Annotated in this window: 23 protein-coding genes and 5 tRNA genes; 16 read left to right on the plus strand and 12 right to left on the minus strand. The window is 63.5% G+C overall.

Features of this window, described 5'->3' with window-relative positions; translation table 11 throughout:
* The first annotated feature begins 224 nt into the window (after nt 1–224).
* From LSO07_RS10920 to aqpZ, 10 genes are all read left to right on the plus strand, one after another.
* Nucleotides 225–300, plus strand: a tRNA-Glu gene (locus tag LSO07_RS10920).
* Between the two features lie 124 nt (nt 301–424).
* Nucleotides 425–500: transfer RNA gene (locus LSO07_RS10925), tRNA-Glu, on the plus strand.
* Nucleotides 501–557: 57 nt separating this feature from the next.
* Nucleotides 558–633 (plus strand) — tRNA-Glu (locus tag LSO07_RS10930).
* Nucleotides 634–728: 95 nt separating this feature from the next.
* The gene (earP, locus tag LSO07_RS10935) at nt 729–1,898 is read left to right on the plus strand and encodes an elongation factor P maturation arginine rhamnosyltransferase EarP (RefSeq protein ID WP_151093874.1); all 1,170 of its coding nucleotides are present in this window, start codon (nt 729–731) and stop codon (nt 1,896–1,898) included.
* 135 nt (nt 1,899–2,033) lie between these two features.
* The gene (locus LSO07_RS10940) at nt 2,034–2,609 is read left to right on the plus strand and encodes an elongation factor P (protein WP_034758247.1); all 576 of its coding nucleotides are present in this window, start codon (nt 2,034–2,036) and stop codon (nt 2,607–2,609) included.
* Nucleotides 2,610–2,815: 206 nt separating this feature from the next.
* Complete coding sequence (locus tag LSO07_RS10945) at nt 2,816–3,964, plus strand: amidase family protein (protein WP_225317247.1); 1,149 nt, start codon at nt 2,816–2,818, stop codon at nt 3,962–3,964.
* Nucleotides 3,965–3,993: 29 nt separating this feature from the next.
* Nucleotides 3,994–4,404 (plus strand): hypothetical protein, encoded by a 411-nt coding sequence (locus LSO07_RS10950; protein WP_151093876.1) that lies wholly within the window; start codon nt 3,994–3,996, stop codon nt 4,402–4,404.
* Between the two features lie 64 nt (nt 4,405–4,468).
* Entirely contained in the window at nt 4,469–4,927 is a 459-nt protein-coding gene (locus tag LSO07_RS10955) for an Ivy family c-type lysozyme inhibitor (protein ID WP_191909621.1), read from the plus strand.
* On the plus strand, nt 4,927–5,337 hold the full coding sequence (locus LSO07_RS10960; RefSeq protein WP_034778067.1) for a GNAT family N-acetyltransferase: 411 nt from the start codon (nt 4,927–4,929) through the stop codon (nt 5,335–5,337). The genes LSO07_RS10955 and LSO07_RS10960 overlap by 1 nt, the downstream gene beginning before the upstream one ends.
* 224 nt (nt 5,338–5,561) lie before the next feature.
* On the plus strand, nt 5,562–6,251 hold the full coding sequence (gene aqpZ / locus LSO07_RS10965) for an aquaporin Z (protein WP_034778070.1): 690 nt from the start codon (nt 5,562–5,564) through the stop codon (nt 6,249–6,251).
* Nucleotides 6,252–6,294: 43 nt separating this feature from the next.
* Here the strand turns inward: aqpZ and LSO07_RS10970 are convergent, their stop codons facing one another.
* Nucleotides 6,295–7,125, minus strand: coding sequence for an AraC family transcriptional regulator (locus LSO07_RS10970; protein ID WP_070253440.1), 831 nt, complete (start codon nt 7,123–7,125; stop codon nt 6,295–6,297).
* Between the two features lie 137 nt (nt 7,126–7,262).
* On the opposite strand from LSO07_RS10970, the gene LSO07_RS10975 reads away from it, so the two are divergent.
* The 4 genes from LSO07_RS10975 to LSO07_RS10990 all read left to right on the plus strand — a co-directional run bounded on the left by LSO07_RS10975 (nt 7,263) and on the right by LSO07_RS10990 (nt 11,269).
* The gene (locus tag LSO07_RS10975; protein ID WP_080753177.1) at nt 7,263–8,504 is read left to right on the plus strand and encodes an MFS transporter; all 1,242 of its coding nucleotides are present in this window, start codon (nt 7,263–7,265) and stop codon (nt 8,502–8,504) included.
* 238 nt (nt 8,505–8,742) lie between these two features.
* Nucleotides 8,743–10,119 (plus strand): cysteine--tRNA ligase, encoded by a 1,377-nt coding sequence (gene cysS / locus LSO07_RS10980; protein ID WP_151093880.1) that lies wholly within the window; start codon nt 8,743–8,745, stop codon nt 10,117–10,119.
* 42 nt (nt 10,120–10,161) lie between these two features.
* Nucleotides 10,162–10,734 (plus strand): hypothetical protein, encoded by a 573-nt coding sequence (locus LSO07_RS10985; RefSeq protein ID WP_151093882.1) that lies wholly within the window; start codon nt 10,162–10,164, stop codon nt 10,732–10,734.
* Entirely contained in the window at nt 10,727–11,269 is a 543-nt protein-coding gene (locus LSO07_RS10990) for a hypothetical protein (RefSeq protein WP_151093884.1), read from the plus strand. Before LSO07_RS10985 ends, LSO07_RS10990 begins: the two co-directional genes overlap by 8 nt.
* Here LSO07_RS10990 and dbpA read toward each other — a convergent pair.
* The 6 genes from dbpA to LSO07_RS11020 form a co-directional block, all read right to left on the minus strand.
* Nucleotides 11,256–12,683 (minus strand): ATP-dependent RNA helicase DbpA, encoded by a 1,428-nt coding sequence (gene dbpA, locus LSO07_RS10995; RefSeq protein ID WP_070253445.1) that lies wholly within the window; start codon nt 12,681–12,683, stop codon nt 11,256–11,258. The two genes, LSO07_RS10990 and dbpA, sit on opposite strands and share 14 nt — an antisense overlap.
* 111 nt (nt 12,684–12,794) lie before the next feature.
* Nucleotides 12,795–13,031 carry a hypothetical protein gene (locus LSO07_RS11000; protein ID WP_034778081.1) on the minus strand — a complete coding sequence of 79 codons (237 nt, stop codon included), beginning with the start codon at nt 13,029–13,031 and terminating at the stop codon, nt 12,795–12,797.
* 217 nt (nt 13,032–13,248) lie between these two features.
* Nucleotides 13,249–14,913 (minus strand): acid phosphatase, encoded by a 1,665-nt coding sequence (locus LSO07_RS11005; protein ID WP_151093886.1) that lies wholly within the window; start codon nt 14,911–14,913, stop codon nt 13,249–13,251.
* A gap of 123 nt (nt 14,914–15,036) precedes the next feature.
* Entirely contained in the window at nt 15,037–17,541 is a 2,505-nt protein-coding gene (locus LSO07_RS11010) for a TonB-dependent siderophore receptor (protein ID WP_151093888.1), read from the minus strand.
* Between the two features lie 102 nt (nt 17,542–17,643).
* Nucleotides 17,644–18,654, minus strand: coding sequence for a FecR domain-containing protein (locus LSO07_RS11015; RefSeq protein WP_151093890.1), 1,011 nt, complete (start codon nt 18,652–18,654; stop codon nt 17,644–17,646).
* Between the two features lies 1 nt (nt 18,655).
* Nucleotides 18,656–19,174, minus strand: coding sequence for a sigma-70 family RNA polymerase sigma factor (locus tag LSO07_RS11020; RefSeq protein WP_034778088.1), 519 nt, complete (start codon nt 19,172–19,174; stop codon nt 18,656–18,658).
* Between the two features lie 325 nt (nt 19,175–19,499).
* Here LSO07_RS11020 and LSO07_RS11025 point away from each other — a divergent pair, with 325 nt between their 5' ends.
* Nucleotides 19,500–20,066 (plus strand): hypothetical protein, encoded by a 567-nt coding sequence (locus LSO07_RS11025; protein WP_070280460.1) that lies wholly within the window; start codon nt 19,500–19,502, stop codon nt 20,064–20,066.
* 69 nt (nt 20,067–20,135) lie between these two features.
* Here LSO07_RS11025 and LSO07_RS11030 read toward each other — a convergent pair.
* From LSO07_RS11030 to LSO07_RS11050, 5 genes are all read right to left on the minus strand, one after another.
* Nucleotides 20,136–20,212: transfer RNA gene (locus LSO07_RS11030), tRNA-Met, on the minus strand.
* 143 nt (nt 20,213–20,355) lie between these two features.
* Nucleotides 20,356–20,432 (minus strand) — tRNA-Met (locus tag LSO07_RS11035).
* A gap of 56 nt (nt 20,433–20,488) precedes the next feature.
* Complete coding sequence (locus LSO07_RS11040) at nt 20,489–21,667, minus strand: methyltransferase (protein WP_151093892.1); 1,179 nt, start codon at nt 21,665–21,667, stop codon at nt 20,489–20,491.
* A 58-nt stretch (nt 21,668–21,725) separates the two neighbouring features.
* On the minus strand, nt 21,726–22,583 hold the full coding sequence (locus LSO07_RS11045) for a hypothetical protein (protein ID WP_151093894.1): 858 nt from the start codon (nt 22,581–22,583) through the stop codon (nt 21,726–21,728).
* 60 nt (nt 22,584–22,643) lie between these two features.
* Nucleotides 22,644–22,853 (minus strand): hypothetical protein, encoded by a 210-nt coding sequence (locus LSO07_RS11050; RefSeq protein WP_034755039.1) that lies wholly within the window; start codon nt 22,851–22,853, stop codon nt 22,644–22,646.
* 178 nt (nt 22,854–23,031) lie between these two features.
* On the opposite strand from LSO07_RS11050, the gene LSO07_RS11055 reads away from it, so the two are divergent.
* The gene (locus LSO07_RS11055; RefSeq protein ID WP_162835746.1) at nt 23,032–23,199 is read left to right on the plus strand and encodes a hypothetical protein; all 168 of its coding nucleotides are present in this window, start codon (nt 23,032–23,034) and stop codon (nt 23,197–23,199) included.
* Nucleotide 23,200: the final 1 nt, after the last annotated feature.

The following is a 23,200-nucleotide window of genomic DNA, read 5'->3' on the forward strand; positions in this document are numbered from 1 at the left end:
CCGGGAGGTTGGCGCGGTTTTTCCTGCATGCCTGGCGCGCTGTTGCTTTGCATATCTTCCTGCCATCATCTTGTTTCCATAGGGAGGGGGATGCAAAAAGGTGGAAAATAAGAAGGCCAGCAGTTGATTTCGTGAATCGCTTCGTGTTAAACTTCGCGCACGCTTTTTTGAGGGGCTAAGCAAAGCCTTCAACGAAGAGTCCGCTGAGAGTAAAGTCAGCACAGGTCCCCATCGTCTAGAGGCCTAGGACATCACCCTTTCACGGTGAGTACAGGGGTTCGAATCCCCTTGGGGACGCCAGGATTTAGTTGTAAAGTAAGAGTGCAGTGCTGAATGGGCCTGACAAGTCAGGCTTTTTTTGTTTCTGCAATATTGCTGCAGTACCGGGTCAGGATGCAAAGTAGTGCATTCAGGACAGATTTCTGTCCCCATCGTCTAGAGGCCTAGGACATCACCCTTTCACGGTGAGTACAGGGGTTCGAATCCCCTTGGGGACGCCAGATTCGCAAGTAGTAACAGGTCGGGATGCAAAGCAGCGCATCCAGGACAGATTTTCTGTCCCCATCGTCTAGAGGCCTAGGACATCACCCTTTCACGGTGAGTACAGGGGTTCGAATCCCCTTGGGGACGCCAGACCGGCTGAATCAGCCAACAAAAAAGCCGCCTGGTAACAGCGCGGCTTTTTTGTTATGGGTCGCCATGCCCACGTTTTTCTCTTTCCGTTCAATATGCCACTTCCTACCGATCGCGCACCATCCCTGGCCATCTTCTGCAAAGTCGTCGACAACTACGGCGATATCGGCATTTGCTGGCGCCTGGCGCGGCAGTTGAGCGGCGAGCATGCCGTGGCCGTCACCCTGTGGGTCGATGATTTGCCGAGTTTCCGGCGCATCTGCCCGGAAATCGACGTGGCGGCCGAAGCGCAGCACGTCTCCGGCGTCACGGTACGCCATTGGCGCGGCCAGGATGGCGCGTTCGTGCCCGGCGACGTGGCCGACATCGTCATCGAATTCTTTGCCTGCGACATTCCGCCCGGCTATATCAGCGCCATGGCGCAGTGCGCGCCGCATCCCGTGTGGCTGAACCTGGAAGGCTTGACCGCGGAAGAGTGGGTCGAGGGCTGCCACGCGCTGACGTCGCCGCGCCACGGCATGATCAAGCATTTCTTCTTTCCCGGCTTCACGAACAAGACGGGCGGCTTGCTGCGCGAAGCGGCGCTGGATGAGAAAAGGCTGGCGTTCCAGGCCGATGCACCCGCCATGGCGGCATTCCTGAGTCAATTCGGCGTGACGGCGGCGGAAATGTCCGCCTTGAAGGTATCACTGTTCTGCTACCCGTCCGCTCCCGTCGCCGAGCTGTTTGCGGTCTGGCAGGCAGGGAACGAGCCTGTAACGTGCCTGGTGCCGGAAGGCGTCGCGATCGATGCCGTTCAGACGTTTATCGGCGACGATGCGGCGGTATCTGGTGCGGCGCGCACGCGCGGCGCGCTCACCGTGCGCGTGCTGCCGTTCGTGCCGCAGGACGATTACGACCGCCTGCTGTGGGCCTGCGACGTCAATTTCGTGCGCGGCGAGGATTCCTTCGTGCGCGCGCAATGGGCCGGCCAGCCGTTTCTCTGGCATATCTATCTGCAGGATGAAAACTTGCATCATGTGAAATTGCGTGCCTTCCTGCAGCGCTATGCGGCCGATGCGGACGGCGCCATCGACAGCCTGGTGCAGGTGGCGCTGGCCTGGAATGGCGCCAGCGCGGACGCCTTGCCGTGGTCGCAGCTGTGGCCCGCATTGCAGGCCGATTTGCCACGCATCAGGGCGCGCGCGCAGGACTGGCACAGGCAGATGCAGGCTAATGGCGATCTGGCAAGTAAGCTGCTGGCGTTCGCTGGCGCGACGAGATAGGCGCTTGCTCAAAATTAAGGTAAAATGCCCGGTTATTTCTAACGTATTTTTAACCGATCAAACGCAAGCTTGCGGTGCTGATGGCGCACAGGCGGCAGATGGTCTTCATGCAACCCACTTTTTACGTACATTCCTATGAAACCCGCAAAAGAAATTCGTGTTGGCAATATCATCATGGTCGACAGCAAGCCAATGATCGTGTTGCGTTCTGATGTCAACGGTTCGAGCCGCACGGGCTTCACCTACAAATGGAAGATGAAAAATCTTCTGACGAACACCCCGATGGAAAACGTGTTCCGCGGCGACGACAAGTTCGACGTTGTTGTTCTGGATAAAAAGCCAGTGACGTATTCGTACTTCGCCGACCCGCTGTTCGTTTTCATGGACACCGAGTACAACCAGTACGAAATCGAAGAAGAAAACCTGGGCGAAGCGCTGAACTACCTGAAAGATGGCATGGAATGCGAAGCCATTTTCTACGACGGCAAAGCGATCTCCGTTGAACTGCCTACGACCATCGCCCGTCAAGTGGTGTATTCGGAGCCAGCGGTCAAGGGCAACACGTCGGGCAACGTCCTGAAAGAAGCCAAGATCGAAAACGCCATCGACGCGCACCGCCACACCGTGCAAGTGCCGCTGTTCGTGGCACAGGACGACGTCATCGAAATCGACACCCGTACCAACGAATACAAGCGTGTCGTACGCAACTGATAGATCGTTGCACTGCGCCGCTCGCATGGCCCGGCATATGCCGGCCTGGCTTGCTCCAGTGCTGGATGATCAAAAAACGCTGCCTTCGGGCAGCGTTTTTTTTGCTTAAAAAATAATTCCCTTCAACAACAATTGTGTTGCAGGGACTGCTATGCTATGGCTAGAACATTATTGCGGTAGAAACATTGAAGTTTCCTGGAGATAGCATGCAGCGCAGTCAGATGTTACGCAGTGGCGCGTCCCGGGGCGTGGCGCGTCCCGTGCTGGCCCGTGCCTCGGCGCCCGCCAGCCCCATGGCCCATCTGCTCGATGCCGGCGTCTTGCCGCAACAGCAAATGATGCAGGCAGGCAAACTCAGCTCCCATGCGCTGACGTCGCAGTACCTGGGGCGCATCCGCTCGCTGTGCAGCATCGGCACGCGGACCTATCCCGGCATTGAAATCAATCCCGATGCGTTGAAAATTGCCCTGGAAATGGACCGCGAGCGGCAGGTCCACAAGGTGCGCGGCCCCTTGCATGGCATTCCCGTCGTCTTGCGCGACAATATCGCCACGGGCGACCGCATGAAGACGCGCACGCAAGCCCCCCTGGCCACGCAGGCCAGCTGCGATTCCTTTGTGGCGGCGCGCTTGCGCGCGGCCGGCGCCGTCATCATCGGCAAAAGCAATTTGCGTCAGTGGGCTGCCGTCAGCGTGCCGCATGCCACTGCCAGCTGGGCCGGGCTGACCATCCTGGCCGTCGACAGCGCCGCGGACGGTTCCATCGTCGCGCCTGCTTCAGACTGCGGCCTGGTCGCCATCAAGCCCACGGGCAGGGCCGCTGGCGGGCAGGGCGGCGAGCCAGCCATGGCCGGGCCGATGGCCCCCAGCGTGCGCGAGGCGGCCTGGCTGCTCGCCGCCCTGACGGGCGAGCGCCTGGCCGATGGCGTGGTGCTCGATGCCGCCGGCTTGCATGGGCGCCGCATCGGCGTGGCGCGCAGCCTGTTCGGCCTGTGCGCGGGGACCGATGCCGTGATCGGGCAGGCGCTGCTGGTACTGCGCGACCAGGGCGCGGAACTGATCGAGATGCCGCCCGCGCCCGGGCCTGGCGGCATCGAAGCATTGCTGGGTTCGCATGGGCTCGATGCGCTGGTGGGGCCTACCTGTCATGGCGCATCGCAGGCGCCGGCGGCCTTGCCGCATATCACGGTGCCGGCCGGCGTGGCCGGGGGCTCGCCGGTCGGCTTGTCCTTCATCGGTCCGGCCCACGGCGACATGCAGCTCATTGCGATGGCCTATGCGTATGAGCAGGCGACTTTGCACCGGCGCACGCCCGCGCTGCCGTCGAGCATCACCCTGGCGCTGCGCCAGCCATGAATTTTCTTTTCGTTTTCTTTCGATAAACTATGCTTGCAATCTTGCTGCTGAGTGCGGCCGTGACCGCCACCCCGACTCCTTTTGACGCCGCGCAATTGTCTGGCAGCTGGTCCGACAGCGTCAATACGAACAGTGTTTGCGAAGAAGCGCGGCACTTTACGCGCATGCAGCTGTCTGACGATCATCAGCGGCTGGCGATCTTTAACGACCGGACGTGGAAAAGCAAGCTGGGTGAAACCAACCGCTTTGCCGCGACGGTGGTGGCGGAAACGGAGCACAGCCTGACTTTACGCTATGACAATGAAACCCGCCTCAATGCCGCTGGCAAGCTGGTGGAATGGCAATTGATCATCGTCGCGCCCGGCGTGTACCGCTGGCGCGAGACGGGCTGGCCGGAAGGCAAGGTCAACGGGGTCGTCGGTATCCGCTGTTCTCCCTGAGACGGTGCGCAAGCATGCCATTCTGCTATGCTGCCGGCATTACATGATGCTTTTAGGAGATTGCATGTCCGCACGTTTGCTCTTACCCCTGTTCCTTGGTGCCGCCGTGGCGCTGGCCACGCTGCCGGCGCACGCGCGTACGCCCAGGCTGTCGCTGATCGAGCAGGCGCAAAGCTGCGACGGCGGCCACACCTGCCCGTATTTCCCCGACGTCTACAAGGCGGACTACGCGTTTCGCAAGGCCTTCAATGTGGGCTTGAAAAAAGCTGGCCTGAAGCGGCAGCGTTGGGTGCCGGATGGCGTGGCCAGCCCGCTCAAGCCCGTCGAGATCGACGGCAAGGCGCGCCTGCTGAGCAGTGTCTGCGAACCGCACAATTGCGGCCACCGCTACTCCATCCTGTACGACCCGGCCGAGCGCAGCATGACGGGCGTGTATATGGGCAGCGATGGCAAGGGCGGCTTGCGCACCGTTTACTTCGGCGAACCCAGCATCGCCGAAGCCGACCTGTTGTTCAAGAACTGATGCACGCGCCACTGCGCATTTCCAGCGAACGCGGCGAGCTGGACGTGGCCATGATCCACCGCTACCTGAGCGAGCAATCGTACTGGAAGCGCGGCGTGGCGATCGAAACGGTGCGCAAGGGGATCGCCAACGCGCTGTGTTTCGGCGGCTATGTGGATGGGCAGCAGGTGGCGTTCGCCAGGGTCATCACCGATTACACGGATTTTGCCTACCTGCGCGACGTGTTTGTGCTGCCGCCATACCAGGGGCGCGGCTATGGCAAGCAGATCGTGGCCGCCGTGCTCGGCGATGCGCGTGTGCGCGATGTCGCCTGGATGCTGGGGACCGATGACGCGCATGGCCTGTATGCCAGCTTTGGTTTTGCGCCGCTGGAGGCGCCACACAAGTACATGCGTCGTCCTGCAGCGTGAGAATTATCAAAACAACCTTTAGGTGTCAAGAGAACTATTAACATTATTGTACGTAATAATGTTGCATTGATAATGACATCATGTCATTATGCGCGCTCTGCAGCTTACGCAGCGGTGCGTTGCTGGTGCTGTGCTTTGCCGTCGCTACCTGGCGGGGCAAAGGTGGTGAGCGGTCCGATTGGTCGTCCCTGGCACGTTTTCTCGTCACTTTAAAGGAATACATCATGAAACAATATGGCGCCGAATTTCTCGGCACGTTCTGGCTGGTCCTGGGCGGTTGCGGCAGCGCCGTGCTGGCCGCCGCCTTTCCCGGCCTCGGCATCGGCTTTGCCGGCGTAGCGCTGGCCTTTGGCCTGACGGTGCTGACCATGGCTTACGCCATCGGCCACATCTCGGGCTGCCACCTGAATCCTGCCGTCTCGATCGGCCTGTGGGCCGGCGGCCGTTTTCCCGCCAATCAACTGTTGCCATACATCATTGCGCAAGTGCTGGGCGCCATCGTGGCCGGCGGCGTGCTGTACGTGATCGCCAGCGGCCAGGCCGGTTTCGATGTCAGCAAGGGCTTTGCCTCGAACGGCTTCGGTGCCCATTCGCCGGGCGGCTATTCGATGCTGTCGGCGCTGGTCATTGAAATCGTGCTGACGATGTTCTTCCTGATCGTCATCCTGGGCGCCACCGACAAGCGCGCGCCGGCTGGCTTCGCCCCGCTGCCGATCGGCCTGGCGCTGACCCTGATCCACCTGATCAGCATTCCCGTCACCAATACCTCCGTCAATCCGGCCCGCAGCACGGGCGTGGCCCTGTACGTGGGCGACTGGGCGACGAGCCAGCTGTGGCTGTTCTGGCTGGCACCGATTATCGGCGCCTTGCTGGGCGCGCTGGCCTACCGCTTGATTGCAGGCGAAAAAGAGTAGGCTTCAACATGTAAAAAAGCAGCCCGCGGGCTGCTTTTTTCATTTAATCGGCGCCGCGCCACTCGCTCAGGTAATGCTGTGGCGTGCGGCCCAGGATGCGGCGGAACATGGCGCTGAAGGCGCTGGGGCTGGCGTAGCCCAGCGCATAGGCGATGGCCGCCACGCCTTCACCCCGGTCCAGGCGGCAGAAGGCCTCGGCCAGGTGGACTTGCTGCAGCCATTGGCGGTAGTGCAAGCCCGTTTCCTTGGGGAATAAACGGATCAGGGTGCGCGCGCTGGCGCCCGCGTCCTGCGCCCAGTCCTCGATGCTGCGCCGGCTGCCGGGCGCGCTCATGATGGCCGAGCAGACGGCCACCAGGCGGCGGTCGCGCGGCCAGGGGATGGCGAGGGGGACGGTATCGGCCCCCGCCAGTTCCGACAGGATCAGGTGCGCCAGCCAGTCACCGCGTCCCGCCAGCGCATATTCGATCGGTTCGGCCAGCAAGGCCAGGATCAGCTCGCGCAACAGGCGGCTCACTTCCAGTACCTTGCAATCGGCGCCATATTGGGCCGCTACCTGCGCATCGATGTACACGGTGCGCATGCTCAGTTCGCTCAAGATGTGAACTTCATGCACGACGCCCACGGGGATCAGCAGGGCGCGTCGCGGCGGCAGGATCCACACGCCGTGTCCGGTGGAGACGCGCATCACGCCTTCCGTCGCATACAGCAGTTGCGCCCGCACATGGCTGTGCGGCGCCGTGTAGTCGCCTGCCACGTATTGCCTGGACATGGCCGTCACGGGGCGCGGCACGTGCTGGTAATCGTGCGAGCTGGTGCTGCGGCTGAACGGCACGCCATCGGGGTGGGTCTGGGCGGGTTGGTGGGTGTACATGTGCGTCGTTGGATTGTCACCTGATTGTCACTTAGTTGTCACTTGGGCGACGATTATTGGAAGTTGTCAGTTCAGTGACCATACTATACTGGCTTCTTTGCCGGGCCGCAGCCGTGCCCGATTATTGCGGATGACACATGCACACAACCACACCTGCCCCAGCACTGGCCAAGCCCGTGCCGGCGGCTCCCTCGCTTCATAGTTCCCAACAACAATCCGGTCTGGCCATGCACATTCTGGGCGCCGTCGCCTTCGTGCATTTGCTCAATGACTTGATCCAGGCATTATTGCCGTCGATTTATCCGATGCTGAAAGCCGAGTTTTCACTCAGTTTTACCCAGGTCGGCCTTATAACCCTGACGTTCCAGTGCACGGCATCGTTGCTGCAACCCTGGATCGGCTTGTACACGGACCGCCGTCCGCTGCCATTCTTGTTGCCCGTTGGCATGTGCTTTACCCTGGCGGGCGTGCTGATGCTGTCCATCGTCTCGACTTTCCCGACCCTGCTGATCGCCTCGGGCCTGATCGGCGTCGGCTCGTCGACCTTCCACCCGGAAGCGTCGCGCGTGGCCCGCATGGCGTCGGGCGGACGCTACGGCTTTGCCCAGTCGCTGTTCCAGGTGGGCGGCAACGTCGGCTCCGCCTTGGGCCCGCTGCTGGCGGCGGCCGTCATCGTGAACCGTGGCCACGGTAATGTCGCCTGGTTCAGCCTGCTCGCCGTGCTGGCCATCGGCGTGTTGTACAAGGTCAGCCACTGGTATAGCGGCCACTTGGCCAGCTTCAAGCCGAAGGCGGGCGGCCATGGACCTAACTTGTCGCGCAACAAGGTGATGGGTGCGCTGGGCGTGCTGGCCCTGTTGGTGTTTTCCAAATACATCTACATGGCCAGCCTGTCGAGCTACTACACGTTTTACCTGATCGACAAGTTCCACCTGTCGCTCGGCGATGCCCAGCTGTACCTGTTCCTGTTCCTCGCCGCCGTGGCGGCCGGCACCTTCATGGGCGGCCCCATCGGCGACCGCATCGGCCGCAAGCGCGTGATCTGGATTTCCATTCTGGGCGCCGCGCCATTTACCCTGCTGCTGCCATATGTCGACCTGTTCTGGACGGCTGTATTGACGGTGATCATCGGTTTCGTGATTTCATCCGCGTTTTCCGCCATCGTCGTCTTCGCGCAGGAACTGGTGCCGGGCAAGGTGGGCATGATCGCGGGGATCTTCTTTGGCCTGATGTTTGGCGTGTCGGGCATCGCGGCCGCGGCAATGGGCCACCTGGCCGACGTGTCGGGCATCGCCTATGTGTATAAAATCTGCTCCTACCTGCCGCTGCTGGGCATATTGACGGTGCTGCTGCCGCATATCGAGCAGGCGAAAAAGTAGGCCAGCGTCGCGGGAGGGCTTGACGGCCCGCCCGCGCGCATGCGATATTCTCTTCATGAACTCTTCCATCCTCCATCCAGTCCTTGCATACCGCGCCGCCGCTGCGCTGTGTCCGTGTACCTGGCTTCGCGAGGATGCGGCCCGGCGCCGTTAAACTTTTTACTCCTCATTCCGATGGCCACAGTGTTGAAAAACCTGTGGCCATTTTCTTTTTCCGCAACGCGCATGAAAGTCCCGTATGACACTTCATTTGTACGACACGTATAGCCGCAGCCTGCGGCCCTTCGAGACCATCGTTCCTGGCCATGCCGGCCTGTACGCGTGCGGCCCCACCGTCTACGATTACGCGCACATCGGCAACCTGCGCACCTATCTGTTCGTCGATGGCTTGCGCCGCGCGCTTGAATTCAACGGCTTGCAGGTGCGCCACGTGATGAATATCACTGACGTGGGCCATCTGACGTCGGATGCGGACAGCGGCGACGACAAGATCGAGGCGCGCAGCGCCCGCAGCGGCAAGTCGGCCTGGGATATCGCCGCCGAATTCACCCACGCGTTCGAGGGCGATCTGCGCGCGCTGAATATCCTGCCGCCCACCGTCTGGTGCCGCGCCACGGACCACATCGCGGAGCAGATCGCATTCATCCTCGACCTGGAAGCGAAGGGCTATACCTACCGCACGGACGACGGCATCTATTTCGACACGACGCGCCAGGACAGCTATGGAAAACTGGCGCGCCTGAACCGCGACGGCCTGCAGGCGGGGAAGAGGGTGGAGCTGGGCGAGAAGCGCGACATCTGCGATTTCGCGCTGTGGAAGTTCAGCGGCGTGCCGGGCCAGCGGCAAATGGAGTGGGACAGCCCCTGGGGCCTGGGTTTCCCTGGCTGGCATATCGAGTGCTCGGCGATGGCGGAAAAACACCTGGGCGCGTATTTCGATATCCATTGCGGCGGTGAAGACCACGTGGCCGTCCACCACAGCAACGAGATCGCGCAAACGGAAGCGCGCCACGGCACGCGCCTGGCCAATTTCTGGCTGCATGGCGCGTTCCTCAAGACCCAGGATGCGAAGATGTCGAAATCCACGGGCGACTTCTTGCGTTTGCAAAGCCTGATGGAGCAGGGCGTCGATCCGCTGGCCTACCGCTACCTGTGCCTGGGCGCCCATTACCGCAGCAGCCTCAATTTCACGGACGATGCGTTGCGTGCCGCCGCCGGCGGCCTGTCGCGCTTGCGCTCTACCGTGCATGGCCTGGGTGCTGCGGAAGGCGAGGCCGATCCTGCATGGCATGAGCGTTTCATGAGCTGCGTCAACGATGACCTGAACTACCCGCGCGCGTTGGCCGTGGCCTGGGAGCTGCTGAAAAGCGAGCTGCCGGACGCCGTCAAAAAGGCCACCATGGCCCGCTTCGATGCGGCCCTGGGGCTCGATCTGCTGGCCTGGCAGCCGGCGCAGGTGGCAGTGCCGCAGCAGGTGCAGGCGTGGATGGCGGAACGGGCCATCGCCCGCGCGCAGCGCCAGTGGGCCGAGGCGGACCGCTTGCGCGACCTGGCGCGCGCGGCCGGTTATGACATCGACGATACGCCGCAGGGGCAACAGGCGCGGCCTTTGTGAAGATGTCCTGCATAATGGCCGCCTGATGAAACTGGAGATGCCGTGAAGCGTCGTTTGCTGCTATTGAGTTGTTGCCTTGCCTTGTCGAACTCCGTCCAGGCGGCCGGCGCCTGCCCCGGCTTTCCCGCGCTGGCCACCTCCGGCGAGGCGCTGCTGGCGCAGGTGCGCGCGCTGCCGCCCGCCGCTGTCGACCGCGAACGGCAGGCGTGTGCGCCAGCGACGGTCATCGATTTCGCCTACAGCGGCGGAGTGCTGTGCAGTTTTGGCGGTGAAGTGGATGCGGCGACGGCCGCCGTCACGCGCCTGGCCGATGGCGGTGAGCTGGTCGAGTACCTGTATCTGTTCCCGTATGCGCCGGCCTCGCATGCGCGTTTGCTGGCGCTGCTGGCCATGCGGTTTGCGCCTGTCGACAAGGCGGCCTGGCCGGCCTTCGTGAAGACCGCAAGGCCAGGCAAGGAAACCACGGCCCTGTTCACACATGACGGTTTTTATATCTCGCTGGGCAAGCCCACCGAAGGCGATCCTGCCGCATGGTATTCGAATGTGATCTTTGAAAAGATGGACAAGCCGGCGCTGGGCGTGCGCAAAGTGTGCCGGGAGGGGAGCGATGGCTGAAGCGGATGCCTTTCCGGCGGCGCTGGCCGGCACTGTGGCGCAGCTGCTGCCCGCGCTGGGCAGCAGCCGGGCACACCCGCCATTTGCCGTGTACCTGAATGGCGAGGCCTTGCTGATCCCGACGCGCACCTATTACGACCGCGAGCGGCTGCTGGCCTGTGCGCGGCTGGCGGGCGACGCGGGCGTGATCGCCCTGTGCCTGGGCACGCGCCACCACGATGGCCATCTGCGCGAAGCGTGTTTAAAACAGCTGTTGCAGCAGGAGCGGGCGTGGACGGTGCCGTTCGTCGTGCACCTGTGCGGTGAATACGTGCTGGAGATCGTCGAGAGAATCGGGGCGGCGCTGCCGGCCTGGAATGCGCAGGCGCTGGCGCGCTACCTGCGGGAGAACCCCGCATATGTGGCCACCCTGGAGCGGCGCAGCATCAGCTACTGGAACTGCTACTACCGCAGGCGCCACCCCGTGTGGCAAGACTATCCGGGACGCAGGACCATGGCGGCCCTGCTTGCATTGCAGCAGCTTACGCCTCGATAAAGCGCATCTTGAAGCTGCGGCCCTTGATGTTGCCGAAGTCGCGGCCCAGGGTATTGCCCGCGTTCAGGCGCTTGAAGGCCGCTTCGGCCACCTTGCGGTCCAGCGCCACGTAGGTCATGAACTCGAACACGTTGATCTTGCCCACCTGTTCCTTGGTGAGGCCAGCGTCGCCAGTCAGCGCGCCCAGCAAGTCGCCCGGGCGCAGCTTGTCCTTCTTGCCGCCCATGATGCACAGGGTGACCATCGGCGCCGGCAGTGCCTCCATCCCGTCATCCTCGGCCAGTTCCTTCAGGTCGTGCCATTCGGCGGCGCTGTTCTGGTACTGCTCGATCAGCTTGACCCATTTTTTCTCGTTCGGCGCGCACAGCGACAGGGCCAGGCCCTTCTTGCTGCCGCGGCCAGTGCGGCCGATGCGGTGGATGTGCACTTCCGTGTCTTTCGAGACGTCGACGTTGATCACGGCGCCCAGGTCGGAAATATCGAGGCCGCGCGCAGCCACGTCGGTGGCGACCAGCACGGAGCAGCTGCGGTTGGCGAACAGCACCAGGATTTCATCGCGCTCGCGCTGTTCCAGTTCGCCGTACAGGGCCAGCGCGGAAAAGCCTTGCTGGCGCAGTTCCTCGGCCAGTTCGCGGCAATGCACCTTGGTATTGCAGAAGGCCAGGGTCGATTCCGGCTTGAAGTGTTTCAACAGCTTGCCGACGGCGCTGTTGCGCTCGTCGAAGCCGATTTCATAGAAGCGCTGCTCGATCTTGTCGTTGTCGTGCTGCGCCTCGACCGTCACTTCCAGCGGATTGACGAGGAACGAGGCCGTGGCGCGGCGGATGTCTTCCGGATACGTGGCCGAGAACAGCAGGGTCTGGCGGCGCGCCGGGCAGGCGCTGACGATGCCGGCGATTTCCTCGTAAAAGCCCATGTCCGTCATGCGGTCCGCTTCATCGAGCACCAGCGTCTGCACGTGATTCAGGTTGATGGTGCCGCGGCCCAGATGGTCGCGCAGGCGGCCCGGCGTGCCGACGACGATATGGGCGCCGTGTTCCAGCGAAGCGATTTGCGGACGCATCGGCGCGCCGCCCGTCAGGGTCAGGATCTTGATGTTGCCAGCCGCGCGGGCCAGGCGGCGCAGCTCATTGGCCACCTGGTCGGCCAGTTCGCGCGTGGGGCACAGCACCAGTCCCTGCACGGCAAACCAGGCCGGATTGAGCTTGTGCAGGATGCCGATGCCGAAGGCGGCGGTCTTGCCGCTGCCCGTCTTGGCCTGGGCGATCAGATCGCGGCCGTCGAGCACCGCCGGCAGGCTTTGCGCCTGGATGGTGGTCATCTCGTGGTAGCCGAGCGAATCGAGGTTGGCCAGGAATGCGGGCGTCAGCGGCAGGCTGGCAAAGGAAGTGGTGGTGTCAGTGGTGGTGTTCATAGGGGCGGAGCCGGTAAAAAGCGGGTGGATGGGCACAGTCTACAGGCGTTCTACGCCCTTGTGCGGATGGTGGTGTGGAAGCTGGCTGCAAACGGCCGCCCGCGTGTGGTATTAATTGTCGGGCGCCCAGATGGGCAAGCCGGTGAGATCCAGGCCGGCGTCGCGCGTCCACACGGGCAGGCCCGTGGCGTCGGTCGGCTCCAGCAATTCGAGCTGCACTTGCTTCAGCGCCACCTTACGCGGGCGCGCGCGGCGCTGTGGCTCCGGCGCCGGCTCTGGCGCATCGTGCGCTGGCGGCGGGCCGAAGCCGGGCAAGTCGATGGTGGCATTGTCTTTTTTATCTCTCATTTGATAACCTCTGTCCCTGGCCTGCGAAGGCCAAGGGGCGGGCAGCATGCTGTCCGCCTATGTCCATACGCTTTAACTTCATCCACAAAACAAAAGCCCGGCTACAGGAGTCGGGCTCATTGTGAATATCATCGGCAGGAAAAGCAGACCTGCGGATTAAAGTGCGGCACGCAGTGTATCACAGGCGTGCCGCATTGTGGGATGCGCTGTTGTTGTGTCAGCGGAAGCTCAGGGCGCCCGTCAAGTCGCCCGGCGGCAGCGCGCCGCGTGACGCAAAGGCGTCATTGCGCACTTTCAGGCCTTCGAGCAGCGGCAAGTCGTGCAGGCGCGTGATCAGGCGCAGGATCGACGTGGTGTCGTAGAAACTGTGGTCGACGGCGCCTTTCTTCGCGTATGGCGAGACGACGATGGCGGGAATGCGCGTGCCAGGACCCCAGCGGTCGCCTTTCGGCGGCGCCACGTGGTCCCACCAGCCGCCGTTTTCATCGAACGTGATCACCACGATCATGTCTTTCCACTGCGGCGACTCCTTCAGATGCTGGATGACGTTGGCCACGTGCTGGTCGCCCGACTCGATGTCCGAATAGCCCGCGTGCAGGTTCAGGTTGCCCTGCGGCTTGTAGAAGGTCACGGCCGGCAGCTTGCCCGCCACGGCGGCGGCGAGGAATTTGTTCGAAATCGGGCTGTCGCCCGTGCCGCCGTCGCGCAGGTGTTCGGCGCGCGCGGCGGTGCCGGGTGCGAACTGCTTGAAGTAGTTCAGCGGCTGGTGGTGGAACTGGAAATTCGGCTTGCTGCCGCCGCCCTTGTGGTCGAGCGCCGCTTGCCAGCCGCCGCCATACCAGGCCCAGCTGACGCCCTTGCGCGACAGCAGGTCGCCGATGGTGTCGTAGGTTTGCGGCGGCAGGGTATTCGCGTCGGCCGGATCGGCGTGCAGCGGGTCGCCGTCGAAGGCGGGGTGGATATAGCTGGGCTGGTATGGCGGCGCCATGGTGTTGACGGCATAGCCGTCCGGCGTGAGGGCGCCGTCGTTGACGTATTTCGGCTTGCCATCGAGCGCGGAGGCGGGGCAGTCGGGCGAGATCGCCAGGCGCACGCCTTGCGGGCCGTCGGACAGCACGGCGATCTTTTTCTTTGCCGCCGTCTCGGCCGCGTTGAAGTATTCGTTGGCCCGGCCCGTGACGAGGAACTGGTGGTTCATGTAGGAGCCGCCGAAGGCCGCCATGAAGAAGTTGTCGCACAGTGTGTACTGTTCGGCGATCTGCCACAGGTTCAGGTTTTTCGACGTTTCGCCGTAATGGCCCATCACCAGGCCGCCGCTGTCGGCCCACGCGGCAAAGCCGTCGTTCTTGCCGCCGTTGATCTGCATCTGGTTGTTATAGAAGCGGTGTACGAGGTCGCGCGTGATGATGCTCTCGGGCAGGGGCTTGCCGGCCGCATCGCTCAATTTGTAGGGGGCGTTCGGCAGGCCGGAAATCTGGTCTTCCTTGATCAGGTAATCGATGCCGCCGATATTTTGCTGGTTCGGCACCAGGCCGCCCCAGATTTTCGGCAGGGTAGCCAGCGGCTTGCCGTCGCGGTCCAGCTGCTGCGCCTGTTCGGCCGTGACGGCGGACAGGGGGGCGCTGGTGCCGGGGAAGTTGGCGAACAGGTTGTTGAAGCTGCGGTTTTCCAGATAGATCACGACCACGTTCTTGACGTGCGCCTTGAGTTTCGCGTCGAGCGAACCTTTGGCGATGGTCTTCCTGGCTGGCGCGGCGTCGGCCAATGCCGGCAGGCTGGCGGCCAGGCCGACTGCGGAAGCAGCCTGGAAAATGCGCCGGCGCGAGGGATTGGCGGGTTGGTCGGCCGGATCGGCTGGCAGGGCGGGGGCGAGGTCCTTCACACATTCTCCTTGGGTGTCTCTGTGGCACGGGCCACGGTGCTGCCCGTGAAGCGGAAAATTGTATCACCGGCCCCTGGATAATGTGAAATATTCGCCCCGCGCCTGCCTGGCCGATTCAGGGCATCAGAACTGGTAGCGTACGCTCAAGGCCACCTTGCGCGCGGGACCATGCATGCCCGAGTACCACCAGTCCGAGACCGACGCCGTGTACTGCTTGTCGAACAGGTTGGCCACGTTGACAGTCGCCGACAGCTTGTCGCTGACGTCGTAGCGCGCCATCAGGCTGGCCACCGAGTACGCCTTCTGTTCCCAGTGCAGGGTGCGCTCGATCTGCCACGCATCGATGTCCGAATACACGCGGCTTTGCCAGTTCATGCCGCCGCCGATGGTCAGGCGATGCAGCTCGCCGGGCAGGCGGTACGTGGTCCACAGTTTCACCAGGTGGCGCGGGAAGGTGGTCTGTATCGCCTTGCCCGTATTGTCTTCCGTCTGGCTGTACGACCACGATGCCGACACGTTCCAGCCTGGCGTAAGGGCGCCCGTCGCTTCCAGGTCCACGCCCTGCGTCCTGGCGCCCTTGATGGTGCGGTTGGCGGGATTGTTCGTGCCCGGCACGGTGTAGCCGGGGTCTGATTCGGACAGGTTGCTCTGGCGGATCTGGTACAGCGCGGCCGAGGTGTTCAGGCGGCCATCGAGCCAGCCGCTCTTGATGCCCGCTTCGTAGGTCTTGCCCGCGCGCGGCGCCAGCAGCTTGCCATAGCGGTCTTGCGCGGCCTGCGGCTGGTAGATGGATGAATAGCTGGCGTAGAGGCTGTGCGTGGCGTCGATGTCGAACACCAGGCCGCCATATGGCGTAAAGACGCGGCTTTCCGATGCCGGGGACTCGCCATAAAATGACACGGCAGGCGCATCCGAGATGTAATTCTCGCTGTAGCGCAGCACCTTGGCGCCGGCGATCAGTTTCAGGCGCTCGGACAGGTTCAGGCGCGTGGCGGCATAGGCGCTGGCCTGGCGGCGCGTGCTGTCGTAGGTGACGAAGGTATCGCCAAACACGGGTGCTGCGATGCGATTCCAGCTGTACAGGTTGACGGGGGTCTGCTGGATGTTCTTGTCGAAGCGGCCATCCGTCGTGCTTTGGAATTCGTTGTAGTCCATGCCCAGTACCAGCTCGTGCTGGCGGCCGAAGGCGCTGAACGGACCGCGCACATTGACGTCCACGCTGTTGACCTTGAGCCGGTAATCGCGGTAGTCGCCGTTCAGCATCAGGCCATCGCCCGTGGCCTGGTCGGGAAAGGCGCTGCTCACGCTCATGTAGACGGCGCGCTCTTCTTGCGACGACTGCACGCGGTTGGCCGAGATTTTCAGCTTCCAGTCGTTTGCCAGCGCGTGTTCCAGGGTGGCGAAGACGTCTGTCGAATTGCTGCCGAAACGGTTCGATTTGGCGGCCGGGCTGAACGAGCGGGGCAGGTCTGTCATTGCGCCATTGCTGTAGAACAGGGGGAAGCCCAGGTACGACAGCGACCCCTTCGAGCGGTTGCGCTGGTGCGTCACGCCGGCCGTCAGTTTCGTGTCGGCGGACAGGTCCGCTTCGATCACGCCATACACCACTTTCTTGTCGCGGCTATAGCCGTCGATGATGCCGTCGCCTTCCTCGTACAGCGTCACCAGGCGGCCGCGCACGGTGCGCGCCTCGTTCAGCGGACCCGCGATGTCGGCCATGGCGCGCCGTTCATCGTAGGAGCCCAGCTCGCCCTCGACGGACGCCTGGAACTGCGCCGTGGGCTTCTTGCGCACCATGTTGATGGCGCCCGAGGCGTCGCCCGCGCCCGTCATCAGGCCCGAGGCGCCGCGCAGCACTTCGATGCGGTCGTACAGCGCCATGTCGGCCAGGCTTTGCGACGGTATCGCATTGAGGCCCAGGTTTTCCGAGTGCGTGTTGACGCCATCGAGCTGGTAATTGGTGATCGCATAGCCGCGCGAGGTAAAGCCGGAGCGTTCGCTGCCCAGCGAGAACAGGGTGATGCCCGGCGTTTGCGCCATGACTTGCGCGATGGTGTTCAGGCCCTGGTCCTGCATGCGCTGCTGCGTGATGACGCTGACCGACTGCGGCGTTTCCCGGATCGACAGGCCCAGTGGCGTGGCCGTGGCGATCGGCAGGGGCGAGACATACGCGCCCGAGCCTTCCGTCGCATCCTGCTGCGCCTTGACGGACACTTCCGGCATCATCGACAGCGCTTCGCCGCCCGCCGCCGCATCGGCCGGACGCAGGACAAAGCTGCCGTTGGCGCTGCGCTCGGCCTTCAGGCCCGTGCCGCGCAGCACGCCGTTCAGGGCGGCCAGCACGTCGTGGCGGCCGCTCAAGCCTGCGGACGTCTTGCCGCGCGTCTGTTCCGGCGTAAAACTGAGGATGACCCTGGACTGGCTGGCGACCTGGCGCAGCGCCGCCGCCAGGTCGCCGGCCGGCACCTGGAAATCCTGGATGTTCTGGCTGGCCGCTGGCGCTGCCGCGCTTTCCTGCGCCATGGCTGGCGCCCGGGCGTTCAGCAGCAGGGCCGAACCGATGAAGACGAGTTGGATGGCATACGCCATGCGCTTGATGCGCGGCTTGGAATGAATGGCAGGAGACATGGTTACCTTGTGGTGTAGTCGTCAAAAAGAACGTTGCCTACACAGGTCACGCGAGAATCGAAAGCGGGTACCTTTTTTTTTCGTTGGCGTCAAAATAAATGTTCAATGCTGCTGGCGCGCCTCTACCTGCACCCAGTAGCGCGTGCGCAGGCGGATATCGACGGGCAGGGAGTCGGGCAGCGACAGCAGCACGGCGTCCAGGTCGGCCAGCGGGAAGACGCCGGAAATGCGCAGGCCGGCGACGGCGTCGTCGCAGCCCAGCAAGCCGTGGCGGTAGCGGCTCAGTTCATGCAGGAAGTCGCGCAGCGGCATGGCGTCGGCCAGCAGCAAGCCCTGGCGCCAGGCCCAGATGTCGGGCGAGACGGCGTGCGCGGGCAAGAGCTGCCGCGCCGTCATGCCGCCGCCCTGGCCTGCACGGATGAGCAGATTGCCATCGCCATGGCGCGGCATCAGCCGGACGGCTCCTTCCTCGACAGACACGAGAGTGCTGCCGCCGGCCTGGCGCACCGAGTAGCGCGTGCCCAGCGCCTGCGCCTGGCCATGCGCGGTTTCGACGAGGAAGGGGCGATAGGGCATGTCCGTTTCGCGGGCGGTGGCGATGAAGACTTCGCCCTGGACCAATAGCAGCAGGCGCTGCGTGCCGCTAAAGCGGATATTCACGGCGCTGCCGCTGTTCAGGTGCAAACGGCTGCCGTCGGGCAGGGCCAGCTCGCGGCGCTCACCCACGCCCGTGGACAGGTCGGCCAGCGCGGCGCGGGCCATGTCGGGTGCATATTCCGAGCGCGCGCCGAACCAGCCCGTAAGGCCGATGGCCGATACCCACGCCAGCAGTTGCAGGCTGTTGCGGCGCGAGATCGGCGAGGCGAGGCGGGAGCGCTGTGTCAGCGCCTTGCGGCTGGCCTGCGCATCGAGTTCGCGCAAGCCGCCGCTGACGCTTTCGATGTGTTTCCACGCCCGCTCATGGTCGGGATGCGCCTGGCGCCACTGCTGCCAGGCCGTTTTTTCCGCCGGCGTGGTTGCGCCGCTCATCAGGGTGGCCAGCCATTCGGCCGCCTGCATGGCGATCGCCAGGTCGATGGGCTGGCCCTGTGCGTAGACGGTGGCGCCGCGCATGTCAGGATGCGGCAAAATCGGGCACGGCAAAAAAGCACAGCAGATTGGCCTTGCTCAGGTATTTTTTGACGGAATGCGTGGTGGTGCCCAGTTCGGCGGCGATCTCGGCATAGGTCATGCCGTCCAGGTGGGCCAGCAGGAAGGCTGCCTTGGCCTTGGCGGAGAGCTGGTCCAGCGCGCGGTCGACCCGTTGCAGCGATTCGAGCAGGATGGACATCGCTTCCGGCGAAGGCGTGCAGGCTTGCGGCTGGTGTAGCAGTGCGTCGAGGTAGGCCCGTTCGAGCTCTTCGCGCCGGCAGTGATTGGCCAGCAGGCGCTTGGCGATGGTGGCCAGGAAAGGGCGCGGCTGCGCGATCCCGGCACTGCTGCGCGCAACGAAGATCTTGATGAAGGTATCCTGCGCCAGGTCGCCCGCCAGCCCCGCATCGTGCAGGCGGCGTTTCAGCCAGTGCAGCAGCCAGGAGTGGTGCTCGGCATACAGGGCCTGGAAATCGGATGGCGGGGAAGGGGCGGACAGCATGCGTACAGTCTGGTTTAATCTAAATGAGAATTGTTCTCATAATAGCGTAGCGGCGCGCACCCGGCAATCAGCAAAACGCGGCGTTGCTGAAATGCGACTGCGTGTCCGGAGCGCGCGCGGCACCGGATTTGCGCTGCCGCACGGCAGATGTAAAAGTTTCCTTGACGCAAGCTTTCATGTGAGAAAATGCGGGCTGTCGATGTGGTGCGGAGCGGAGCGAAAAATGATGTGGATGGTTGGCGGTGCCCTGGTTCTCCTGGTCGCCAGATTCTTATGGTTGGCCTACTTTCACCGGGTCAACGCGATGTCGCGCCAGGCGGAGTTGATGAACTGGCTCGACATCGGCCGGGTGTCGAATGCCGATGGTGGCAAGGATATTCTGTTGGCGAGAAACGAGCGCGGCGCCAGGATCGACTGGCGCACGGGCGAGGTCTGGCTGATGAATCCGAAGGTGGCCGAGCCATTCGCCGATTTCCTCGCCGTCGAGCGCTGGCTGACTTTGCGCGACATGCCGGCGGCGGACAAGCCGGCCGCAGCTGCGCCTGCACCCGCGGAGCCGGAACCGGAAGCGGCGCCGGATGCTGGCCCCGTGCGCGATACCTTGCCGGCCTTCCAGCAAAAGGTCGATGCTTGCCTGGCCAAGGCGGAGGGCGGCCAGGAATTGCTGGAAACGAAGCAGGCTTTCGAGGCGGGCAGCGAGCCTTACCTCGAGGCGTCGACGGAACTGAGCAAGACGGCGCTGGAGCTCGAAGTGTCGCCGGCGATGGTGGCCACGTTTCATATCAGCGCGTTTGCCGCCCTGGCCGAAACGGCGGGAGCCGACAAGCTGGAACGAGTGGCGGCCAGCCTGCACGCGGCGGCCAGGCAGATCAGGGCCAGCGTCACCGCGTAAAGGCGGGACAGGGCAGGCATGAATGAAAAAACCGCTGATCCCTTGCAGGAGTCAGCGGTTTTTATGTATTGGTTGCGGGGACAGGATTTGAACCTGTGACCTTCGGGTTATGAGCCCGACGAGCTGCCAGACTGCTCCACCCCGCAGGCGAATTATATACGAGTTTGCTGCATTGCGAAAGAGCGGATCGATACAGAGGGCATTTGGCTTGCATGAGGTGCATTGACATGCTGTGCCGCAATGGAAAAAGCCGCTGATTCCTTTGCAAGAATCAGCGGCTTTCATATATTGGTTGCGGGGACAGGATTTGAACCTGTGACCTTCGGGTTATGAGCCCGACGAGCTGCCAGACTGCTCCACCCCGCAGGCGAATTATAGCGGGGTTTGCTGCAATGCGCAATGGCCGGGTTTCAGACCCTGGATTACGCCGCCGCCAGGCGCCACAGCGAGGTGATTTCCTTCGAGCGGGCCGCGTGCAGGCTGTCGGTGGCGTCCTGCGCGCGCGGGTGCGTGGGTTTCACGTCCAGGCGGTCGATGACTTTCAAGCCCGCCTGTTCTATCCATTCCAGTAATTGCGCGCGCGGGCGCAGGCCCAGGTGCTCGGCCAGGTCCGATAAAATCAGCCAGCCTTCGCCGTTTGCTTCCAGGTGCCCGGCCAGGCCGGCGAGGAAACCGCGCAGCATGCGGCTGTCCGGATCGTAGACGGCGTATTCGATCGGCGAGCTTGGGCGCGCCGGCAGCCAGGGCGGATTGCACACGATGAGCGGCGCGCGGCCCGCAGGGAACAGGTCGGCTTGCAGCACGTCGACCTTGTCAAGCAAATCGAGGCGGGCCAGGTTTTCGCGCGCGCAGGACAGGGCGCGCGGGTCCTGGTCGGTGGCGACGATGCGTTCAATGCCGCGCTGCGCCAGCACGGCGGCCAGCACGCCCGTGCCGGTGCCGATATCGAAGGCCAGCTTGGCGCGCGCAGGCAGCGGCGCTTCCGCCACCAGGCCCACGTATTCGCCGCGGATGGGCGCGAACACGCCGTAATGCGGGTGGATGCGCTGGCCCAGGGCCGGCAGTTCCACGCCCGTGCGGCGCCATTCGTGCGCGCCGATCAGGCCCAGCAATTCGCGCAGCGAGGCGATAAACGGTTCTTCGCCGCGACCATACGCTTCATTGCACGCCAGTTTCACGTCCGGCGCGCGGCGCAGCGGGATCGTGTAGTCGGCCTCAAAAGGCAGCAGCAGCATGGCCAGGGTACGGGCGCGTTGCGACTGGGCCTGGCGGTGCAAGTGGAAGGCTTCCGTGGCGGACGGTTCGGGTTTCGTCAGCTTGGCGGCCTTGGCCTTCTTGCTCGGTTTGTCGTTCTTGTGGTCGGCGCGCCGCGCCAGCGCCTGCAGCAGCTGGCGCGCGTTCTGGAAGTCGCCGCGCCACAGCATGGCCGTGCCTTCGCAGGCCAGGCGGTAAGCCTGGTCGGCCGTCGTGCGGTCATCGGCGATGACGACGCGCTTGGGCGGCGGCATGCCGCTTTCCGAGCGCCAGCGGGCCGAATGCTCGGCGCCGTTTTCGCTCCAGTGGATCTGCGGATGAACGGTAGGTGAAGAAGTGTCGGACATGGGATTCAATCGATAGAAGGTGGCGCGCGGCATGGTCGCCTGCGCAGGCCGTCTTCCATTATACGTTGCTGACCGTGCCGCTAGCGGTGTCCGTGCCATAGGCGAGTGCCAGCGCGCGGGCGCGCGCCTGCTCTTCCGGCGTGGCATCCACGGCTTTCCTGTCGGCTTTGGCGGTCTCGGCGGCTTGGTCCGGCTGCACCAGCTTGAGCAAGCGCAAGCTCAGGCTGCCTGCCAGGCCGTCATCCTTGCCGTTGCCGCTGGCGCCATCGGATGTGCCCTGGTAGAGATTGCTTTGCAGTTGCTGGCCCAGCAGCTTGAACAGGTCGTGCAGATTGCCGCCGAAGTGCGTGGCGGGCAACTCTTTCGCGGGCAGCTCTGCGTCATCGGCGGAGCCTGCTTCCTCGGCGGCATTCTGCGTTTGCTCAAGGACGCCCGCGCTGATGTTCGATTGATATTGCACTTCCACTTCGAAGTCGAAAGTCTGGCCATCGGCCGTCGTGATCTTGCCCTTGCCGATGAAATGCGCGTTTTCATCGAGGCTGAAGGCGTCCGCGCGGCTGCTGCCGCCGGCGCCCGAGACGCTGGCGCTGCCACTGCTGAAGCTGGAACCGGCCTGCAGGTCGACGGAATCGAAGGCGACCGTGGCACCGTCGCCGAACAGCTGGCGCGTCATGGTGGAGAGGAAATCCTGCGCCACGTCGACGGTGGCGTTGCCCAGCGTGTCCGTGCGCTGCTCCAGTCCCTTGGCCGACAGGTCCAGGCCATTCTTTGACAGCGCCACCACGTCTTGCGCCGTGCGCTGCATCAGGGGCGAAGCGGCCAGGCCCGTGGCGCTGCTGCCCGTGCGGGACGGCTGCTGGCCAGCCAGCGTATTCGAGGCGGGTTGACGGCTGGCAAGGGCGGGGAGCTGGGACATGGTCGGTTCAAATGGGGAGGATAGTCGAATTAACGGCAATATCTTCCCATTCTTTAACCATCAGTGGTGGTGCGACCAGCTACCGTCTGCCGATTCCAGGTAGGACTTGACGGCATCGGCCTGGCCCGTGGCGTGACGCTTGAGTTCGCCGCATGCGCAAATGCCCTGGTACGGCTGGATATGCGAGCAGGCGGAGACTTTTTGCAGGTAGACCTGCATGGATTTGTGACATTTTACGCACTTGAAGGTGAGGCTGCGGGCGGCTTTCATGGGGTTCCTTGAACTGTTGCGGGGCGTAGAGTTCATCTACGCGAAGGCGGCGATTTTAACGCACTCCGGCCATCGTTACACGTTGTTGCATCTGCGCCACGCGCACGTCAACTGAATCCGCACCGTGACGTTGAACGTATATAGGAGGTCGTCTGACCGCCATTGAAGAGGTAGCACCATGGACAAGCATGACAAGGAAAAGCCTGTACAGCCCGCCAAGGAGCTGGTCAGGAAGTGGCTGAAAGCGGAGCTGGAACAGCGCCGGCCCCCGCCCGACCCCGAGCAGATCCGCCGCGAACTGGGCTGGGATATGCTCAGACTGTGCCGGGAGCCGGCCAGCCGCTAGC

Source organism: Janthinobacterium sp. PLB04 (genome assembly GCF_021165895.1).
Taxonomy (GTDB): Bacteria; Pseudomonadota; Gammaproteobacteria; order Burkholderiales; family Burkholderiaceae_D; genus Janthinobacterium; species Janthinobacterium lividum.

What these genes read in the sequence shown, in the direction of transcription:
- earP (WP_151093874.1), top strand. Translation starts at nt 729, where the DNA reads ATGCCACTTCCTACCGATCGCGCACCATCCCTGGCCATCTTCTGCAAA.
- LSO07_RS10940 (WP_034758247.1), top strand. Translation starts at nt 2,034, where the DNA reads ATGAAACCCGCAAAAGAAATTCGTGTTGGCAATATCATCATGGTCGAC.
- LSO07_RS10945 (WP_225317247.1), top strand. Translation starts at nt 2,816, where the DNA reads ATGCAGCGCAGTCAGATGTTACGCAGTGGCGCGTCCCGGGGCGTGGCG.
- LSO07_RS10950 (WP_151093876.1), top strand. Translation starts at nt 3,994, where the DNA reads ATGCTTGCAATCTTGCTGCTGAGTGCGGCCGTGACCGCCACCCCGACT.
- LSO07_RS10955 (WP_191909621.1), top strand. Translation starts at nt 4,469, where the DNA reads ATGTCCGCACGTTTGCTCTTACCCCTGTTCCTTGGTGCCGCCGTGGCG.
- LSO07_RS10960 (WP_034778067.1), top strand. Translation starts at nt 4,927, where the DNA reads ATGCACGCGCCACTGCGCATTTCCAGCGAACGCGGCGAGCTGGACGTG.
- aqpZ (WP_034778070.1), top strand. Translation starts at nt 5,562, where the DNA reads ATGAAACAATATGGCGCCGAATTTCTCGGCACGTTCTGGCTGGTCCTG.
- LSO07_RS10970 (WP_070253440.1), bottom strand. Translation starts at nt 7,125, where the DNA reads ATGTACACCCACCAACCCGCCCAGACCCACCCCGATGGCGTGCCGTTC.
- LSO07_RS10975 (WP_080753177.1), top strand. Translation starts at nt 7,263, where the DNA reads ATGCACACAACCACACCTGCCCCAGCACTGGCCAAGCCCGTGCCGGCG.
- cysS (WP_151093880.1), top strand. Translation starts at nt 8,743, where the DNA reads ATGACACTTCATTTGTACGACACGTATAGCCGCAGCCTGCGGCCCTTC.
- LSO07_RS10990 (WP_151093884.1), top strand. Translation starts at nt 10,727, where the DNA reads ATGGCTGAAGCGGATGCCTTTCCGGCGGCGCTGGCCGGCACTGTGGCG.
- dbpA (WP_070253445.1), bottom strand. Translation starts at nt 12,683, where the DNA reads ATGAACACCACCACTGACACCACCACTTCCTTTGCCAGCCTGCCGCTG.
- LSO07_RS11000 (WP_034778081.1), bottom strand. Translation starts at nt 13,031, where the DNA reads ATGAGAGATAAAAAAGACAATGCCACCATCGACTTGCCCGGCTTCGGC.
- LSO07_RS11010 (WP_151093888.1), bottom strand. Translation starts at nt 17,541, where the DNA reads ATGTCTCCTGCCATTCATTCCAAGCCGCGCATCAAGCGCATGGCGTAT.
- LSO07_RS11015 (WP_151093890.1), bottom strand. Translation starts at nt 18,654, where the DNA reads ATGCGCGGCGCCACCGTCTACGCACAGGGCCAGCCCATCGACCTGGCG.
- LSO07_RS11020 (WP_034778088.1), bottom strand. Translation starts at nt 19,174, where the DNA reads ATGCTGTCCGCCCCTTCCCCGCCATCCGATTTCCAGGCCCTGTATGCC.
- LSO07_RS11025 (WP_070280460.1), top strand. Translation starts at nt 19,500, where the DNA reads ATGAACTGGCTCGACATCGGCCGGGTGTCGAATGCCGATGGTGGCAAG.
- LSO07_RS11040 (WP_151093892.1), bottom strand. Translation starts at nt 21,667, where the DNA reads ATGTCCGACACTTCTTCACCTACCGTTCATCCGCAGATCCACTGGAGC.
- LSO07_RS11045 (WP_151093894.1), bottom strand. Translation starts at nt 22,583, where the DNA reads ATGTCCCAGCTCCCCGCCCTTGCCAGCCGTCAACCCGCCTCGAATACG.
- LSO07_RS11050 (WP_034755039.1), bottom strand. Translation starts at nt 22,853, where the DNA reads ATGAAAGCCGCCCGCAGCCTCACCTTCAAGTGCGTAAAATGTCACAAA.
- LSO07_RS11055 (WP_162835746.1), top strand. Translation starts at nt 23,032, where the DNA reads ATGGACAAGCATGACAAGGAAAAGCCTGTACAGCCCGCCAAGGAGCTG.